Annotated in this window: 22 protein-coding genes; 4 read left to right on the forward strand and 18 right to left on the reverse strand. The window is 52.6% G+C overall.

Annotated features, from left to right (window positions below; translation table 11 throughout):
- Nucleotides 1–99: 99 nt before the first annotated feature.
- From efp to aroQ, 3 genes are read right to left on the reverse strand one after another with little or no spacing between them, the layout of a single operon-like run.
- A complete protein-coding gene (gene efp, locus KNP81_RS00005) occupies nucleotides 100–666 on the reverse strand; it encodes an elongation factor P (protein WP_021067706.1) in 567 nt (188 codons plus the stop codon).
- A 29-nt stretch (nucleotides 667–695) separates the two neighbouring features.
- On the reverse strand, nucleotides 696–1,763 hold the full coding sequence (locus tag KNP81_RS00010; RefSeq protein ID WP_031200299.1) for a M24 family metallopeptidase: 1,068 nt from the start codon (nucleotides 1,761–1,763) through the stop codon (nucleotides 696–698).
- Nucleotides 1,759–2,196 carry a type II 3-dehydroquinate dehydratase gene (aroQ, locus tag KNP81_RS00015; protein ID WP_021067708.1) on the reverse strand — a complete coding sequence of 146 codons (438 nt, stop codon included), beginning with the start codon at nucleotides 2,194–2,196 and terminating at the stop codon, nucleotides 1,759–1,761. Before aroQ ends, KNP81_RS00010 begins: the two co-directional genes overlap by 5 nt.
- Nucleotides 2,197–2,338: 142 nt before the next feature.
- Here aroQ and KNP81_RS00020 point away from each other — a divergent pair, with 142 nt between their 5' ends.
- Together KNP81_RS00020 and KNP81_RS00025 are read left to right on the forward strand one after the other, a co-directional pair.
- Entirely contained in the window at nucleotides 2,339–3,283 is a 945-nt protein-coding gene (locus KNP81_RS00020) for a DUF1385 domain-containing protein (protein ID WP_214717333.1), read from the forward strand.
- A 16-nt stretch (nucleotides 3,284–3,299) separates the two neighbouring features.
- A complete protein-coding gene (locus KNP81_RS00025) occupies nucleotides 3,300–3,713 on the forward strand; it encodes an SA1362 family protein (protein WP_214717335.1) in 414 nt (137 codons plus the stop codon).
- Between the two features lie 35 nt (nucleotides 3,714–3,748).
- On the opposite strand, the gene hpt is transcribed toward KNP81_RS00025, so the two are convergent.
- On the reverse strand, nucleotides 3,749–4,276 hold the full coding sequence (gene hpt / locus KNP81_RS00030; protein ID WP_029595267.1) for a hypoxanthine phosphoribosyltransferase: 528 nt from the start codon (nucleotides 4,274–4,276) through the stop codon (nucleotides 3,749–3,751).
- Between the two features lie 180 nt (nucleotides 4,277–4,456).
- Entirely contained in the window at nucleotides 4,457–4,885 is a 429-nt protein-coding gene (gene mntR / locus KNP81_RS00035) for a transcriptional regulator MntR (RefSeq protein ID WP_214717337.1), read from the reverse strand.
- Nucleotides 4,886–5,055: 170 nt separating this feature from the next.
- On the opposite strand from mntR, the gene KNP81_RS00040 reads away from it, so the two are divergent.
- Nucleotides 5,056–5,430, forward strand: coding sequence for a rhodanese-like domain-containing protein (locus KNP81_RS00040; RefSeq protein WP_081637957.1), 375 nt, complete (start codon nucleotides 5,056–5,058; stop codon nucleotides 5,428–5,430).
- Nucleotides 5,431–5,518: 88 nt separating this feature from the next.
- Here the strand turns inward: KNP81_RS00040 and gcvPB are convergent, their stop codons facing one another.
- The 13 genes from gcvPB to KNP81_RS00105 all read right to left on the reverse strand — a co-directional run bounded on the left by gcvPB (nucleotide 5,519) and on the right by KNP81_RS00105 (nucleotide 14,283).
- A complete protein-coding gene (gene gcvPB / locus KNP81_RS00045) occupies nucleotides 5,519–6,994 on the reverse strand; it encodes an aminomethyl-transferring glycine dehydrogenase subunit GcvPB (protein WP_021067714.1) in 1,476 nt (491 codons plus the stop codon).
- Nucleotides 6,994–8,331: an aminomethyl-transferring glycine dehydrogenase subunit GcvPA gene (gcvPA, locus tag KNP81_RS00050; protein ID WP_029595265.1), complete on the reverse strand. Its 1,338-nt coding sequence runs from the start codon at nucleotides 8,329–8,331 to the stop codon at nucleotides 6,994–6,996. Before gcvPA ends, gcvPB begins: the two co-directional genes overlap by 1 nt.
- A gap of 25 nt (nucleotides 8,332–8,356) precedes the next feature.
- A complete protein-coding gene (gcvT, locus tag KNP81_RS00055; RefSeq protein ID WP_214717339.1) occupies nucleotides 8,357–9,430 on the reverse strand; it encodes a glycine cleavage system aminomethyltransferase GcvT in 1,074 nt (357 codons plus the stop codon).
- Nucleotides 9,431–9,577: 147 nt separating this feature from the next.
- Complete coding sequence (locus KNP81_RS00060) at nucleotides 9,578–9,916, reverse strand: hypothetical protein (protein WP_021067717.1); 339 nt, start codon at nucleotides 9,914–9,916, stop codon at nucleotides 9,578–9,580.
- Entirely contained in the window at nucleotides 9,913–10,398 is a 486-nt protein-coding gene (locus tag KNP81_RS00065; protein ID WP_251130214.1) for a shikimate kinase, read from the reverse strand. The genes KNP81_RS00060 and KNP81_RS00065 overlap by 4 nt, the downstream gene beginning before the upstream one ends.
- Nucleotides 10,391–10,669, reverse strand: coding sequence for a hypothetical protein (locus tag KNP81_RS00070; protein WP_021067719.1), 279 nt, complete (start codon nucleotides 10,667–10,669; stop codon nucleotides 10,391–10,393). Before KNP81_RS00070 ends, KNP81_RS00065 begins: the two co-directional genes overlap by 8 nt.
- On the reverse strand, nucleotides 10,669–11,151 hold the full coding sequence (locus KNP81_RS00075; RefSeq protein WP_165569415.1) for a prepilin-type N-terminal cleavage/methylation domain-containing protein: 483 nt from the start codon (nucleotides 11,149–11,151) through the stop codon (nucleotides 10,669–10,671). The genes KNP81_RS00070 and KNP81_RS00075 overlap by 1 nt, the downstream gene beginning before the upstream one ends.
- Nucleotides 11,087–11,323, reverse strand: coding sequence for a hypothetical protein (locus KNP81_RS00080; protein WP_021067721.1), 237 nt, complete (start codon nucleotides 11,321–11,323; stop codon nucleotides 11,087–11,089). The genes KNP81_RS00075 and KNP81_RS00080 overlap by 65 nt, the downstream gene beginning before the upstream one ends.
- Nucleotides 11,310–11,747, reverse strand: a complete 438-nt coding sequence (locus KNP81_RS00085) for a prepilin-type N-terminal cleavage/methylation domain-containing protein (protein ID WP_131471259.1) — start codon at nucleotides 11,745–11,747, stop codon at nucleotides 11,310–11,312. The genes KNP81_RS00080 and KNP81_RS00085 overlap by 14 nt, the downstream gene beginning before the upstream one ends.
- Nucleotides 11,744–12,055 (reverse strand): prepilin-type N-terminal cleavage/methylation domain-containing protein, encoded by a 312-nt coding sequence (locus tag KNP81_RS00090; protein WP_029595259.1) that lies wholly within the window; start codon nucleotides 12,053–12,055, stop codon nucleotides 11,744–11,746. The genes KNP81_RS00085 and KNP81_RS00090 overlap by 4 nt, the downstream gene beginning before the upstream one ends.
- A gap of 17 nt (nucleotides 12,056–12,072) precedes the next feature.
- Nucleotides 12,073–13,050, reverse strand: a complete 978-nt coding sequence (locus KNP81_RS00095) for a type II secretion system F family protein (protein WP_214717346.1) — start codon at nucleotides 13,048–13,050, stop codon at nucleotides 12,073–12,075.
- The gene (locus KNP81_RS00100; protein WP_214717348.1) at nucleotides 13,032–13,838 is read right to left on the reverse strand and encodes an ATPase, T2SS/T4P/T4SS family; all 807 of its coding nucleotides are present in this window, start codon (nucleotides 13,836–13,838) and stop codon (nucleotides 13,032–13,034) included. The genes KNP81_RS00095 and KNP81_RS00100 overlap by 19 nt, the downstream gene beginning before the upstream one ends.
- Nucleotides 13,839–13,896: 58 nt before the next feature.
- Nucleotides 13,897–14,283, reverse strand: a complete 387-nt coding sequence (locus KNP81_RS00105) for a Spx/MgsR family RNA polymerase-binding regulatory protein (protein WP_021067726.1) — start codon at nucleotides 14,281–14,283, stop codon at nucleotides 13,897–13,899.
- Between the two features lie 250 nt (nucleotides 14,284–14,533).
- Between KNP81_RS00105 and KNP81_RS00110 the strand changes: the two genes are divergently transcribed.
- Nucleotides 14,534–14,797 carry a DUF2626 domain-containing protein gene (locus tag KNP81_RS00110; protein ID WP_021067727.1) on the forward strand — a complete coding sequence of 88 codons (264 nt, stop codon included), beginning with the start codon at nucleotides 14,534–14,536 and terminating at the stop codon, nucleotides 14,795–14,797.
- The last annotated feature ends 2 nt before the right edge of the window (nucleotides 14,798–14,799 follow it).

The following is a 14,799-nucleotide window of genomic DNA, read 5'->3' on the forward strand; positions in this document are numbered from 1 at the left end:
TTAGGCTACCTCACACCGATAAAATATGGTGTGGTGGCAGCCTAATAAGGTGTTTTTATTAGTGTCTCATATAGCTAGGTCAGTCTAGACACCCTTGGTTTACCCGTTATAGCGGCCCGTGAACTCGCCTGTGCGCGTGTCGACCGTTACTTTTTCGCCTGGCTCGATGAAGAGCGGCACTTGAATGATGTGGCCCGTTTCGACCGTCGCGTTTTTCTTCACGTTCGATGCCGTGTCGCCTTTGACGCCTGGATCGGCTTCGACAATCGTCAAGACGACCGTCGTCGGAAGCTCGATTCCGAGAATCTCACCGTCGTAGTCAGCGATACTTACTTCCATGTTCTCGAGCATGTACGGGAGCGCCGCTTTCACTTGCTCGCCCGTCAATTCGAGCTGTTCATACGACTCTGTGTCCATGAACACGTACGTATCGCCCATCGGATAGAGGTACTGCATGCGTTTCCGTTCGATGTGCGCACGTTCGATGCGCTCGCCACCACGGAACGTCGTCTCTTGAATCGCACCTGTGCGCAAGTTACGCATTTTCGTGCGGACGAAAGCCGCGCCTTTACCTGGCTTGACGTGTTGGAATTCGATGACTTGCCAAATCGAACCGTCAGACGTCTTGACCGTTAAGCCTGTTTTTAAATCGTTAACTGATACCATGTTGATTTCCTCCTAAAATGAGCTGAGACTCAAGCCTCAATCGTAATTAACTCTTTTGGCGACTGCGTGAGACGGATGTTCCCCGTCTCCGTGACGACCACGTCATCCTCGATGCGGCAACCGCCGATCCCAGCAATATAGATACCCGGTTCGATCGTGACGACCATCCCCGGCTCTAGCACCGTCTCCGAACGGAATGACAAGCCTGGTGCCTCATGCACTTCCATGCCGAGACCGTGGCCTGTCGAATGTCCGAAGTATTCACCGTAGCCCGCGTCTTTAATCACGTCACGCGTCAATGCGTCCGCCTCGATTCCCGTGATGCCAGCTTTCGTGCCCTCGACACCTGCGAGTTGAGCCCGGAGCACCGTATCGTAAATCGTCCGCAACTCGTCCGAGATGTCCCCGATAGCGAGCGTACGTGTGATATCCGAGCAGTATCCTTGATAGTAGGCACCGAAATCGAGCGTCACGAGTTCTCCCGCTTCGATGACCTTGTCGCTGGCCACACCGTGCGGCAATGCCGAACGATGCCCTGACGCAACGATCATATCGAACGAAGATGAGTCCGCACCTTGGGCCCGCATGAACATTTCCAGTTCATTCGCGACTTCTTTTTCGGTCCGCCCTGGACGGATGAACGTCTGGATGTGCGCAAACGCCGCGTCCGCAATCGCCGCGGCTTCCTTCATTATCTTAATCTCTGACTCATCCTTAATCAAGCGTAGCTTTTCGACGATACCTGACGTCTCGACGAGCTCGGCTGCGACTTCTTTTTCATACGTCCGGAACTGGCCGACCGTCATGTCATCTTGTTCGATGCCGAGGCGCTTCACCGCTTGCTCTGTCACGACTTCCGCCACCGACTTGATGAGCGACGTCTTATGCTCGATGATGTCGAAGCCTTTTACTTGGCTAGCGGCTTGTTCCGTGTAGCGGAAATCCGTGATGAAGCTCGCCGACTGCGCCGTGATTACGAGGACACCGCTCGACCCGGTGAAACCAGATAAGTAGCGGATGTTTTCCCGTTTCGTCACGAGCAATCCGTCGATGCCGTTCGCTTCTAGCTGACCTTGCAGTTTGTTGACCCGTTCAATCATGTCGATTCCTCCAATGTACGAGCAATGCCTGCAACGCGAGCGTATAGCTCGTCAAGCCGAAACCGCTGATGACACCGAGACAAACGGCGGCAAGTTTCGATTCATGACGAAACGACTCCCGTGCATGCACGTTCGAGATATGTACTTCGACGACCGGGGCTTTGATGGCGGCGATGGCATCCCGGAGCGCAATCGACGTATGCGTGTACGCCCCCGCATTAAAGATGACCCCCGCATAATCGTACGCTTCATGGAGCGCATCGATCAGTTCGCCTTCATGGTTGGATTGGACGAACGTCAACTGAACATCCTCCGGGGCGGCGAGCAATAGCTCCGCCGTCAATCCCTTCAACGAGACGTCCCCGTATACGTCCGGTTCCCGCTTCCCGAGCAGATTCAAATTCGGTCCATTTAAGACGAGTATATGCACAAGTCTTCCCCCCTGTTCGTCAAGTCGCCTCTATTGTAACAAATTTAACGGTTCGTGCGACAATCGACGTTCGTGAGGTTTCGTTTTTTACGTGAATCACGGTATAATTCAACTATATAACTGTAGGAATCGAGGAAATGACATGAAAACTAAACCAATGATTCCCGTCGGTGGCCAGGCGCTCGTGGAAGGCGTCATGTTTCAAGGACGCGCCGAGAGCGCTTCGGCGATTCGACGGAAAGACGGGTCTATCGAGACGTTCCAGCAGCCCCGCATTCTTGTCCCGTGGGTCCAATCGTTAAAAAAAATCCCATTCCTGCGTGGTGTGGTCGCGCTATATGAATCACTCAAAAATGGTTCGGCCCATATGACGTTCGCAAGCGATCGTTATGACGTGGACCCGAGTGAGGACGAGACAACGAAACCAGAAGAGAAAAAACAGAACATCTTGATGGTCGTCATGATCGCCATCGTCGGCGTCATCTCATACGTGTTCGGGAAGCTGATTTTCAACGTCACCCCGGCCCTTCTCGCCGCTATGTTCCAAAGCGTGCCCGCATTGTCCGGTCATGTGATTCAAAACCTCCTCGAAGGGGGAATAAAATTAGTATTGTTGCTCAGTTACCTTTATTTGATTTCCTTGACGCCACTCATCCGGCGCGTGTTCCAATATCACGGGGCCGAGCACAAGGTGATCAACTGTTATGAGTCCGGACGACCGATTACCGTCGATAACGTTCGGGCAAGTTCACGCCTCCACTATCGCTGTGGATCGAGTTTCATCCTATTCACCGTTTTCGTCGGCATCGGCGTTTACATGATCGTCCCGATCGACCCCCTCTGGGTCCGACTCGTCAGCCGCATCGCTTTGTTGCCAGTGGTCATCGGCATCTCGTTCGAGGTGCTCCAATTTACAAACCGCTTCCGTGAACATCGCTTCTTGTCCGTTCTCGGCAAGCCTGGGTTGTCTTTACAATTGTTGACGACGCGCGAACCGAATGACGAACAAATCCGTGTCGCCATCGAGGCGTTCGAGACATGGGAACGTTCAGAACTAGGTCAACCGGCCGTGCAAAGAGAGGGATAAAGAGGAGGAAAGCACCATGATCAGACAAAGAATCGGCTCGACCGCAGCCACGATCGTGTTCATCTTAGGCTTCATCGGTGTCGGACATATGCTCGCGACCGACCCTGGTCGATTGTTCAGACAGTTGCTCTTCATCGGGATTTTCGGGTTGATTTTCTACGTGATTTATCGAGTGTTCATGGCGCCGAAAATTTCGGCTGAGGATATGCGTTACCGGAAGACCGCTCAAGCCTCGAAAAAACGGATGCAACGCCCAGGTGCGAATCCGAAAGTCAAGCCGTCCACTGCGGCCAAGAAGAAAGTGAAGCCCAGTTCAAACGTGACGAAACTATCGAAGCGTCCAACCCGCTCGGTGCATCGCAGCGACGCCCCACACTTGACCGTCATCGAAGGCAAGAAAGGCAAGAAGAAAAAGAAAGCCAATATGTGAAAACGAACCAGGCCATATCCGGCCTGGTTCGTTTTTCATTCTGTCTCGACGAAGCCGATATACGGCAGATTGCGGTACTGTTCGGCATAATCGATGCCATACCCGATGACGAATTCATCTGGAATCTCGAAACCAACATAGTCCGCATCTAACGTGACGAGCCGGCGGGCCGGTTTATCGAGGAGTGTACAAATCTTCAATTCTCCCGGTTGATGCAACGTCATGTGCTGGCATAAAAATTTGAGCGTTTGTCCCGTATCGATGATGTCCTCGATGATGACGACGTATTTCCCTTCGACATCGAGATCTAAATCTTTACGGAGTTGGACGTTCCCGCTCGAGACCGATTTCTTTCCGTACGACGACGTCGCGACTGTGTCGAGTTGGACACTGCCCGTCATCTCGCGCATTAAGTCGGCTGCGAAGACGAGCGACCCTTTCAAGACGGCCACGAGGACGATCGGTGTCCCTGCCGCATCGCGTTCGATTTGTTGGGCGAGTTCCGCCACACGTTGTTTAATCTGCGCTTCGTCAAACAGTTTCCCTTTGATTTGAATATCCATAATGTCGGCGATTGTTCGCCGTCACCCCCTTATCATTCTTACCAGCACCCATTCTATCATAAAAACGGCTTAAAAATAGACTTCACTTGAAAAATACGAAGTCATCGTTCGGTTTTAGGTTAGATTTACGTAAAAAAACGACCGCTTCCGATTCGATTCATCGGTCGCGGTCGTTTATATTCACTCGTCTTCAGAGCGGTTCACCTCTCGAAACGCACGAAACTGTGCCATCAGTTCCGGTTTGTCTTCGAAAAATTCGACGAATTGGGTCATACAGTCGAGCGTATTTGAGCTTAAGTGGTGTTCAATCCCTTCGACATCCTCATAGACGTGAGCTTCGTCGACGCCAATCAAGCGTAGAAATGACTCGAGCATCGCATGCCGTTCGACAAGCCGTTTCCCGATTTTCTGGCCTTTGTTCGTCAGCATGAGACCTCTATATTTCTCATAAATCAAATAGTCTTCCCGGTCGAGCTTTTGCACCATTTTCGTGACAGAGGAGGGATGCACCCCTAAATGTTCGGCGATATCGGATACGCGGGCGTATCCTTTCTCGACCATCAGCAAATAAATTCGTTCTAAGTAATCTTCCATACTCGGTGTCGGCATGGGCATAGCCTCCCCTTATGTTCCGTTCTGCAATCTCTATTTTAACGCAACCATTTAGAAACCGAAAGCAGAACGGGGAAATCCATCAGTCAATCATTGTCTCATGACCTTAAATTCTTTATAATGGATGTTGGTGAAACTTAATAGAGAAAGGGAGAACATCAATGGGAATCGAAACTATCCTCGTCATCATCCTATGGGCTGCGCTCATCGCATACATCGTCTGGCGTTTCTTGCCGGCTCGCGGTTTGAAGAAAATGAAGCAAGAAGAGTTCCGTGCATCGCTCCGTAAAGGTCAATTGATCGACGTCCGTGAACCGAACGAGTACAAGGGAGGCCACATCGTCGGCGCCCGTAACATCCCGGTCGGACAAATGAAACTGCGCATGAAAGAACTTCGCAAAGATCAACCGATCCTCATGTATTGCCAAGGCAAGTCACGTACGAACCAAGCGGCCAAGCTGCTCATGAAAAATGGTTATACGGACATCTACATGCTCGACGGCGGCTTCAAAAACTGGAAAGGGAAAGTCAAAAAAGACTGACCCGCTCACTACGTCCACTCCTTCTAGCGGAGATGGACGTTTTTTTTGCGCCAAAAAACCCGCTCGCTTATAGCGAACGGGTTCGGTTTCAATTGATGGACGACGGTTGGCGTCGTTCGTATTTGAGCACCGGCTTGCGAGCAGCGAGCGTCTCGTCGAGTCGTTTGACGACCGTCGTATGCGGGGCCGTCTGAACGATTTCCGGATTCTCTTCTGCCTCTTTGACGATTTGGAGCATCGCGTCGCAGAATGCGTCGAGCGTCTCTTTCGATTCCGTCTCCGTCGGTTCGACCATGATGCACTCCTCGACGTTGAGCGGGAAGTAAATCGTCGGCGGATGGTAGCCGAAATCGAGCAATCGTTTGGCGATATCGAGCGTACGCACGCCGAGCGCTTTTTGACGTTTTCCAGACAAGACGAACTCATGCTTGCAGAACGTATCGTACGGCACATCGAACGCATCTTTCAAGCGGGCGAACATATAGTTGGCGTTCAATACCGCTTCGCGTGAGACGCGCGTCAACCCTTCCGCGCCCATCGTCTTGATGTAGCTGTAGGCACGGACGTTAATCCCGAAGTTGCCATAGAACGGTTTGATGCGGCCAATCGATTGCGGGCGATCATAATCGAGCGTGAAGCCCGTTTCGGCACGGCGCGCAATCGGCGTTGGCAAGTACGGAATCAAATCACGCTTCACTCCGACCGGTCCAGATCCTGGACCGCCACCACCGTGCGGGCCCGTGAACGTCTTATGCAAGTTCAAGTGGACGACGTCGAAGCCCATATCCCCAGGACGGGCGATGCCTAAAATCGCATTCGAGTTGGCTCCGTCGTAATAAAGCTTACCGCCGGCCTCGTGGACGACTTTGGCAATCTCCAAAATGTCGGCCTCGAACAAACCGAGTGTATTCGGGTTCGTCAGCATGAGCGCTGCCGTATCGGCCCCGACTTTTGACTTCAAGTCTTCCAAATCGACGAGCCCACGCTCATCTGATTTGACGGTCACCGTCTCGAAACCGGCAACGACGGCCGAGGCCGGGTTCGTTCCGTGTGCCGAATCCGGCACGAGTACTTTTGTCCGCTCCATATCACCGTTGTGATGGTGGAACGCCTTGATGAGCATGAGACCGGTCCATTCTCCATGGGCCCCGGCTGCCGGTTGAAGCGTCACTTCATCCATGCCGGTGATTTCGGCAAGTTGTTCTTGCAGGTCGACCATGAGCTCGAGCGCCCCTTGAATCGACTCGACCGGCTGCAACGGATGGATATGGGCGAAGCCGGGGAGGCGGGCCATATCTTCATTCACTTTCGGGTTATATTTCATCGTGCACGAGCCGAGCGGATAGAAGCCGGAATCGACACCGTGGTTGCGTGTCGACAGCGACGTATAATGGCGGACGACATCAAGTTCCGATACTTCCGGAAGCTCGGCCGCTTCTTGACGGATCATCGAAGCCGGTAAGAGCGTGTCCAAATCGACTTCCGGCACGGTCGGTGTCGGTAAGTTATAGCCCGTTCGTCCTGCACGTGACACTTCGAAAATTAATGTTTGTTCGTGTTGCATCACTTCATCCCCCCAACCACTTCAACAAATTGATCGATTTCTTCTTTCGTCCGAAGCTCCGTCGCACAGAGCAACATTTGCGTCTGCCGTTCTGTCTCATACGAGCCGAGTGGCAAGCCGCCGATGATGCCGGCCTCGAGCAGATGACGCGACACATCTTCCGCATCGACTCCGAAGTCGACGACGAACTCATTGAACATCGGCCCTTCATCGATTACCGTGTATCCAGCAGTCTTGAGTGCTTCTTTCATGTAATGGGCCGTTTGAATGTTACGGACGGCCATGTCACGAATCCCGTACTTCCCGAGGGCAGACATCGTGATTGATGCCGCGAGCGCATTGAGCGCCTGGTTCGAGCAGATGTTTGACGTCGCTTTGTCACGACGGATGTGTTGTTCCCGCGCCTGAAGCGTCAAGACGAAACCGCGCTTCCCATCCTCATCGACCGTTTGACCGACGAGGCGGCCTGGAAGTTTGCGCATGAGTGCTTGTTTGACGGCGAAGTATCCACATGAAGGACCGCCGAAGCTTTGCGGGATTCCGAACGGTTGGGCGTCACCGACTGTGATGTCGGCACCGAGCGCACCCGGTGATTCCAGAATACCGAGCGCGAGCGGATTGCTCGACACGACGAACAAGGCGCCGGCGTCGTGCGCTGCTTTCGCGAGGGCTGACAAGTCCTCGACACGACCGAAGAAGTTCGGATATTGGACGACGAGGCACGAGGCATCCGTCAAATCGATGTCAGATATATCGGTCACTCCCGCACTCACGTCCGTATATTCGACCGTGAGCCCTGGCCCACCTGCGTATGTTCGGATGACATCCTTCGCTTCCGGATGGACCGCTCCTGATACGACGACACGTTTTTTCTTTGTATGGGCACTCGCCAGATACGTTGCTTCAGCGAGGGCAGTGATGCCGTCATACATTGACGAGTTGGCCACGTCCATCCCCGTCAATTCGCAAATCATCGTTTGGAACTCGAACATCGCTTGGAGTTCACCTTGCGAGATTTCAGGTTGATACGGCGTATAAGCAGTATAGAACTCGGAACGGAGAAGCATATGGTTCATGACGCTCGGAGAGAGGTGATCGTACATCCCGGCCCCGAGGAAACTCGGAGTCGATTTCGTGTGCACGTTTTTCTCAGCCAGCTTCGTCATATGACGAACGAGGTCAACTTCCGGAAGCGGCGCACCGATGGCCGCTAAAGAAGCAGTCTCCCGGAGCGATGCTGGGATATCCTCGAGTAGGTTTTCAATCGACTCTACGCCAATCGTCTGCAACATGTCACGCTCATCTTGCTCTGTCATCGGTAAATAACGAAACTCCATTCTATTCATTCTGAATCCCCCTGTTTCATTTACGTTTATAAAACGGTGTCGGTACACGTTCGGCTTCTATTTTTTTACCCCGAACTTCAACAATAAAGTGTGTCGCCTCCGCGAAACGGCGATCGACGCGCGCCCAGGCAATTGATTCGTTCACCGTCGGCGGCATCGTACCAGTCGTGACAACACCAATCGTCTCTCCGTCAACTTCGACCGTCGCGCCTTGACGAGCGATACCGCGCCCGAGCAAACGCAAGCCGATCAATCGGCGCGGGATGTCTTCTTTTTGCTTCACGAGGGCGTCCTTACCGATGAACTCAGTATCGAGTTTGACGGCAAAGTTCAAGTTCGCCTCGAACGGAGTGACCGTCTCATCAAGCTCGTGCCCATAGAGCGGGAGGCACGCTTCGAACCGGAGCGTGTCACGCGAGCCGAGCCCGCATGGCGTGACGCCTTCAGCTTCTAACGCTGACCAAATTGCGGCTACGTCTTCGGCGCGGGCATACAATTCAAACCCGTCCTCCCCCGTATAGCCGCTGCGTGAAACGATGGTCGACACGCCGGCCACGTCGCCGGTCATGAACCGGAAAAACTTGATGTCGGCCAGCGGCAAATCCGTCAAACGGCCGAGCACTTGTTCAGCCATCGGTCCTTGGATGGCGATTTGACCATAGGCGTTCGACTCATCCGTCACCGTGACGTCCCCTGTGACATATTCACGGACGTGCGCCACATCTTTTTCGATATTCGAGGCGTTGACGACGAGCCAAAATGCGTCTTCATCGAGTCGGTAGACGAGCAGGTCGTCGATGACACCGCCGTTCGGTAAACAGAACAGATTATACTGCACCTGACCGATCTGTAATTTAGACACATCGTTCGTGACAAGACGTTGCACGTTCTCGAGCGCATCCGGTCCTTCGATGCGAATCTCCCCCATGTGTGACACATCGAACATCCCGACGTTGTTGCGAACCGCTTGATGCTCTTCTTTAATAGATGAGAACATGATCGGCATCTCAAACCCCGCAAAATCCACCATCTTCGCCTTTACGGAAATCAAATCATATAAAGGCGTACGTTTTAACGATACTTTCTCCATATTATCCCCCAATCCCGAACGTAAATAATGTATTTCGTGAAATATTTCGTTTTCTATTCCACTTTATCAATTTTTTGCGGCTCTGCCTAGCCAAAATGGGCAAAAATAAAGAGGATGGAAAACGAAAACGTTTTCATCCTCATTATTTCATATTTTAGTCTCAGTGGAAACGTCTGGGCGTTCGATTCCAGCGGTCCGTTTAATTTCTTTCGTCAAGCCGACGGTCGCTTGTTTCAGCTCCATCGTCTCGTCCTTCACTTTCACCGAATAGGCTTTCATCTGTTTCACCGATGCATTGACCGTATCCACGTGTTGTTTAATCTCATTGACGAGCCCTTGGATGACGTCGGCACGGATTTGGAACCGTTCCGTCAAGCGCTTCACGCGACGAAGGTCTGCCTTCATTTTATTACGGTACAATAAGAAGCCATACAAGCCGAGCCCGACAAGTGCGAGTACGATAATCCCAAGATTAATCCAAATCATCCTTCTACCTCCTTCAACTGATTCAATGTATGCGCGATGGCCTCAGTGCAGAGCGAAGCGTCAAGCACGTGATTTGCGCGCGCATAGAGCGGTCGACGACGTTCGTACAACGTGTGAACGGCCGCTTTTCCGTTACGAACGAGTGGACGGTCTGAGTCTTTAATCCGTTCCCAACACACTTCAAACGGCAAGTCGAGCGTGATGATGACACCTTGCTCTCGCATCCATTCCATATTCGCTTCCCGTTCAACAATCCCTCCGCCCGTCACGATATAGTCAGCGCGCGCATTTTGTAACAGTCGACTCTCTTGGAGCCGAAACGCTGCTTCGCCGTAACGATCGAAATATGCCGGGATGTCCATACCGGTATCTGTTTCAAACAACTCGTCCAAATCGATGACGTGATTCGATTTTGCAAGATATTGTTTTAAGCTTGATTTACCTGTACCCATAAATCCAATGATGTAAAACGGTTTAGTCATCGAAATAAATCACCTCTTTATGTCGTTCACCGGTCTGAAGGCGTACGTCGACCTCAATCGTCCCAGTGCCGAGCGGACGGCATTGGATTGTGCCGGTCGGTCTCGTCAACGCGACCGCGGTCGACCCGCACGTCCGCTCCGCCACCATCACGTGAGCCTCGAAGCGAATCGCCAAGGCATCGAGCGCCAATTGTTCAGTGCTTCGTTCGATATCAGTATACCAAAACATTGCCCCGCCGAGTAACCACGTCAGTACGATTAACGTCGACATCACAAAGTATCCGCGCGCATGCACATCACGTTCTTCTCGCGCGGCCCGGTCGCATCGTTCCATTGAATTCGAAAACCTTCTCCTACCGGTTCGACCCGGTACGCCTCGATTCCTCTTAAAAATAGCAAATTCCCTCCCCCGTCTCCGACCATGACCAAGTTCCGGTCGATTTGTTTGAGCGTCCACGTCCATGTCGTCCCGTCCGGGCGCACATGCGTACCGACGAGACGGCCCGACACGACGTCACAATCGCGGCTCTCGAACAGTTTCCGCACCATCAGTTGCGGCGTCGTCTGGACTTTCGCCCGAGGTTGTTCATAAAATGCTTGTCCGAGGACGAGGAAGTGGACCATCAGCCCGATGAAGAGCGGGATGATCAACATCGTGAGACTCACTTCGAGCAAGGTGAAGCCCGAATCAAAGCGTCGGCAGGCAAAGGTCGCCGTCACAGATTGTTTGGCGTCCGCTCGGGTTCGCGGCATCGCGCAGCACCTCCCCTTGGAGCCGTTCATACGTACGGACGGTCGTCTCGAGGCGCTCGACCCGTTCCGTCGCCGCCTCGATGAATGGGGCAACGACACCGACCCAAGCCAGTAAGAGCGCCAGACTGAGGCAAATCTCCCAAAACGTGACTCCTTGCTCATTTCCCTTCAACGCGCAACACCTCCGGCTCGTACGTCCCCATCCTGAATTTCAACGTCACCATCGTCGTTCCTGAATAGAACTTCCACTGTCCCGCATACGTCGCTGCCGTGCGTGAAAAGACGATTTCACTATTGGTCGGCAAACTCAGATCGACCCCTTCCGGCACCACGCGGGACACGATTGGTGTCGTCCCGCAAGCGATTTGGTAGCGCCGTTCTTTGAGATACCAACGTAAACGCGGCACACACGAGCCGTCGGCGGCGACGTAGGGCGCTTGTCCCACTTCGGCGATGTCACTCACGAGCGCCTCCGTGAAATCGAATAATGCCAACCGGTCCATCGACCGGACGACCGGGGTCGCCATGAGGAGCAGGAGTGCCAAAATGACGAGGACGGCCGCCGTCTCGATTAACGTATAGCCGTCTCGCCTCACTGTTTTGTCAACGTACCGGTCGTCGGCGCATACGTGTACACGAGCGACTGACAACTGTATTCGAGCGGACTCTCAGTCGTGGCACGGTCGATCGCCACTAACGTCTCAGGGTACGCTTTATGTTCCGCGTAATACAAATTGATTTCGGACTCGACGATGCGCACACTGCCCTCGCAACTGACGCTGTCCGCTCGTGACTTCCCGTCTGACATCGACGGGACGAGGAGCAAGAGCAACACCGAGATAATTAGCAAGACGGCGGCCATTTCGACGAGCGTGAATCCTTGTTCTGATTTGAAGTGTGTCATAATCAGATTCCTCCTTGTCATAGTTGAGACATGATTAGTTTGACCGGCAAATAAATCGTATAAAAGATCATCGTGACCATCACCGTTAAAAATCCGTATAACATCTGTTCGGCCTTGGCGATCAGCTGCTTCCAATACAGCTCCATCTCTTCGAACACGAGATCCCGATGAATCATCATGATTGATCCGAGCTCCCCGCTCACCGTCCCGACGCCGAACAGACTGACGACTTCATGCTCGAGCAAACGCTCTTGCCGCGCCGCCGCCTCGAGTTCGCACCCGGCCGACATGCGCTCATGCATCCGTCTCGCGATGCTCGCCACTTCACCGTCTCCTCGTGACAGCCGCTCGATGATGTGACGGACCGAACCCTGTCCTTCACTCAACAAGGCTAACTCACTGACGAACAAGTACGTCACATACAGCCGTCTACCTCTCTCGACGACACGTAGCGGCACGAGTCGGCCGAGTCGGCCGTTCCAATAGAGGCCGGCCCCAGTCACGAGCAATCCGACGAACAGACCTGGGAAAAACCATCGCGACAGAAGAATCGCGTTCAGCCCATCGAGCGTATCGACCTCTACCATCGTCAACAGCTTTGGGAAGATATACAGGGCGTAAATCGCACCGAGCCCGAGCAGCATCGTCAAAATCACGAGCGGGTACCGTGCCAACTGGCTGAGTTCTTGCCGTAGATTGCGGCGCATCGTCGATAAGACGAGCACTTGCTCAAGCCCTTCCAAAAAATGATGACCCCGTTCGGCTGTGACGAGCATCTCTCGCATCCTCGGGTCGATGACGAGTCCCTCGAACACGTTGGCGAGCGGGCGTCCTTGCTCAAGTTGATTCCGCATCTCACGGATGACTAGTTTCATTTTTCCACGTTCATGCAGTTCGAGCGTCTCGAACGTCTTCTTCAACCCGACTCCACGTGACTGGAGTCTGAGGAAGCGGCGAATGATGGCCAACTCCTTGCTCAATTGGTCTCGGACCACGTACAGCTCACCTCGTCTTCCCGGTGCAGGATGCACCAATGCCGTGTGACTTCCATCTTCCCCGTGAGCTGTTCGAGTCGCCGTTCGCCATCGGTCACACTCGCCGTATGGAACGTCGCAATCGTCATATGACCGCTGAGTGCCGCATCATGCGCCACCCTCAACTCCTCACTCGTCCTGATTTCTCCGATGACAATCACATCCGGATCGGCCCGGAGCGTCTCTTTCAGCAACGTGCGATGGTCGAGTCCCGCTTTCGGATTGACTTCGAGTTGAATCACGCCCGGCACTTGCTTCTCCGGAGGGTTCTCAATCGTGACAATGCGTCGACCGGCCAAACTTTGTAAAAACGCATATAGGACGGTCGTCTTCCCCGCCCCGGTCGCGCCCCCGATTAAGAGCAGACCTTGCCTCAACGTCGACCATTCGTTGAACCGATGGACGTCCTTGTCATCTAACAACTCCGCTAAGTGGAACGAGGGGTTCGGAAGCCGCCACGACATGAGCGTACGGTCGAACGATGGTAGGAAAGTAACCCGGATTGCCTCAACTGACCCGGCGTACATACCGGACTGGGGCACGCGATGATCTGTTTCCGTCAATGAGCACCAATACTTCATATGTAAGGTCAATCGTTCATAGTCTGTGTGTGTCATCATCTCCAATCGTTGCAAGTGTGCCCCATGCCGTACTTGAATCATCACCTCGTCCTCTAACGGCATGAAATGGACATCACTTGCCTGCAACGTACGTGCCGCATCAATCACTCGCTCAACTATTCGCATCATCTCCGCCACCTCAACATGAGCATAAAAAAAAGCCCACTCGTTGGAAAGTGGACTTGCGTCATGAAACGTTTGCAGTTGTCGATTCGAAACGGCGGGCATACGCTTCGATTGTCGCCTTGTCATAACCGACAATGACTTCGTTGCCATCCGTCAAAATCGGGCGTTTCAATAGTTTCGGATTTTCGCTCATCAACTTGAGCAACTCGCTCAGCTTTAAATCTTCGACGTCAATGTCTAATTGCTTGAACGCCTGACTTCTCGTTGCGAGAAGCGAGTCGACTCCGTTTTCGCTCAGTGCCAATAGCGTCTTCAATTCGTCCACGGTCGGAGCGTTGCGGAAGATATGGCGCTCGCTTACCTCAAGGTGCTGCTCCTGTAAAAACGCTTTCGTCTTACGGCATGAAGTACAGCTCGGGTACGTGTAGAACATCAATTCATTTGCCATTTCAATACCTCCTCTATAATGTGTGGAACGATTCGTTCGATGTGTGTAAGTTGATTATACAACCTTATACCCGTTTTGTACATAGTTTGTACAAGTTTTTTAATTTTTTTGTACAACCTTGCCCAACGTTTTCATTTCACATATTTTTCACGATTATTTTGCTCAATTCACACGTTTTCATAGCATTTTTCTGAATGTGTTGGTAAAATAGTGAATGAGAATGGAATAATGCACGTATGGGGGGATTAACATGGCGAGAATGTTCCGTGTCCTAGGCTTTTGGACTGGGTTGATCGCGGCGCTTGCTTTCGTAGGCGCACTCGGTGGAGATCAAAGCAGTAGCGAACATAGTGGTGACTTCGTCGTAATGGGTCTTGTCTTTTTAGCTCAAACTATTTTCTTCGTCGCACTAGGCTACTTGAAACTCACTGAAAAAACGTATGTATACGTGTTCGGCGCTTATTTAACTGTCTTCTTCGTCGTCTTCACGTATTGGAGTAACTTCCAAATGTAAAA

Origin of the sequence: Exiguobacterium sp. s149 (assembly GCF_018618395.1) — a bacterium.
Classification (GTDB): Bacteria; Bacillota; Bacilli; order Exiguobacteriales; family Exiguobacteriaceae; genus Exiguobacterium; species Exiguobacterium chiriqhucha.

Bases quoted from the DNA above. Each gene is read 5' to 3' on its own strand.
- efp (WP_021067706.1), bottom strand. From the start codon at position 666: ATGGTATCAGTTAACGATTTAAAAACAGGCTTAACGGTCAAGACGTCT.
- KNP81_RS00020 (WP_214717333.1), top strand. From the start codon at position 2,339: ATGAAAACTAAACCAATGATTCCCGTCGGTGGCCAGGCGCTCGTGGAA.
- KNP81_RS00025 (WP_214717335.1), top strand. From the start codon at position 3,300: ATGATCAGACAAAGAATCGGCTCGACCGCAGCCACGATCGTGTTCATC.
- hpt (WP_029595267.1), bottom strand. From the start codon at position 4,276: ATGGATATTCAAATCAAAGGGAAACTGTTTGACGAAGCGCAGATTAAA.
- mntR (WP_214717337.1), bottom strand. From the start codon at position 4,885: ATGCCGACACCGAGTATGGAAGATTACTTAGAACGAATTTATTTGCTG.
- gcvPB (WP_021067714.1), bottom strand. From the start codon at position 6,994: ATGCAACACGAACAAACATTAATTTTCGAAGTGTCACGTGCAGGACGA.
- gcvPA (WP_029595265.1), bottom strand. From the start codon at position 8,331: ATGGAGTTTCGTTATTTACCGATGACAGAGCAAGATGAGCGTGACATG.
- gcvT (WP_214717339.1), bottom strand. From the start codon at position 9,430: ATGGAGAAAGTATCGTTAAAACGTACGCCTTTATATGATTTGATTTCC.
- KNP81_RS00060 (WP_021067717.1), bottom strand. From the start codon at position 9,916: ATGATTTGGATTAATCTTGGGATTATCGTACTCGCACTTGTCGGGCTC.
- KNP81_RS00065 (WP_251130214.1), bottom strand. From the start codon at position 10,398: ATGACTAAACCGTTTTACATCATTGGATTTATGGGTACAGGTAAATCA.
- KNP81_RS00070 (WP_021067719.1), bottom strand. From the start codon at position 10,669: ATGTCGACGTTAATCGTACTGACGTGGTTACTCGGCGGGGCAATGTTT.
- KNP81_RS00075 (WP_165569415.1), bottom strand. From the start codon at position 11,151: ATGCCGCGAACCCGAGCGGACGCCAAACAATCTGTGACGGCGACCTTT.
- KNP81_RS00090 (WP_029595259.1), bottom strand. From the start codon at position 12,055: ATGACACACTTCAAATCAGAACAAGGATTCACGCTCGTCGAAATGGCC.
- KNP81_RS00100 (WP_214717348.1), bottom strand. From the start codon at position 13,838: ATGATGCGAATAGTTGAGCGAGTGATTGATGCGGCACGTACGTTGCAG.
- KNP81_RS00105 (WP_021067726.1), bottom strand. From the start codon at position 14,283: ATGGCAAATGAATTGATGTTCTACACGTACCCGAGCTGTACTTCATGC.
- KNP81_RS00110 (WP_021067727.1), top strand. From the start codon at position 14,534: ATGGCGAGAATGTTCCGTGTCCTAGGCTTTTGGACTGGGTTGATCGCG.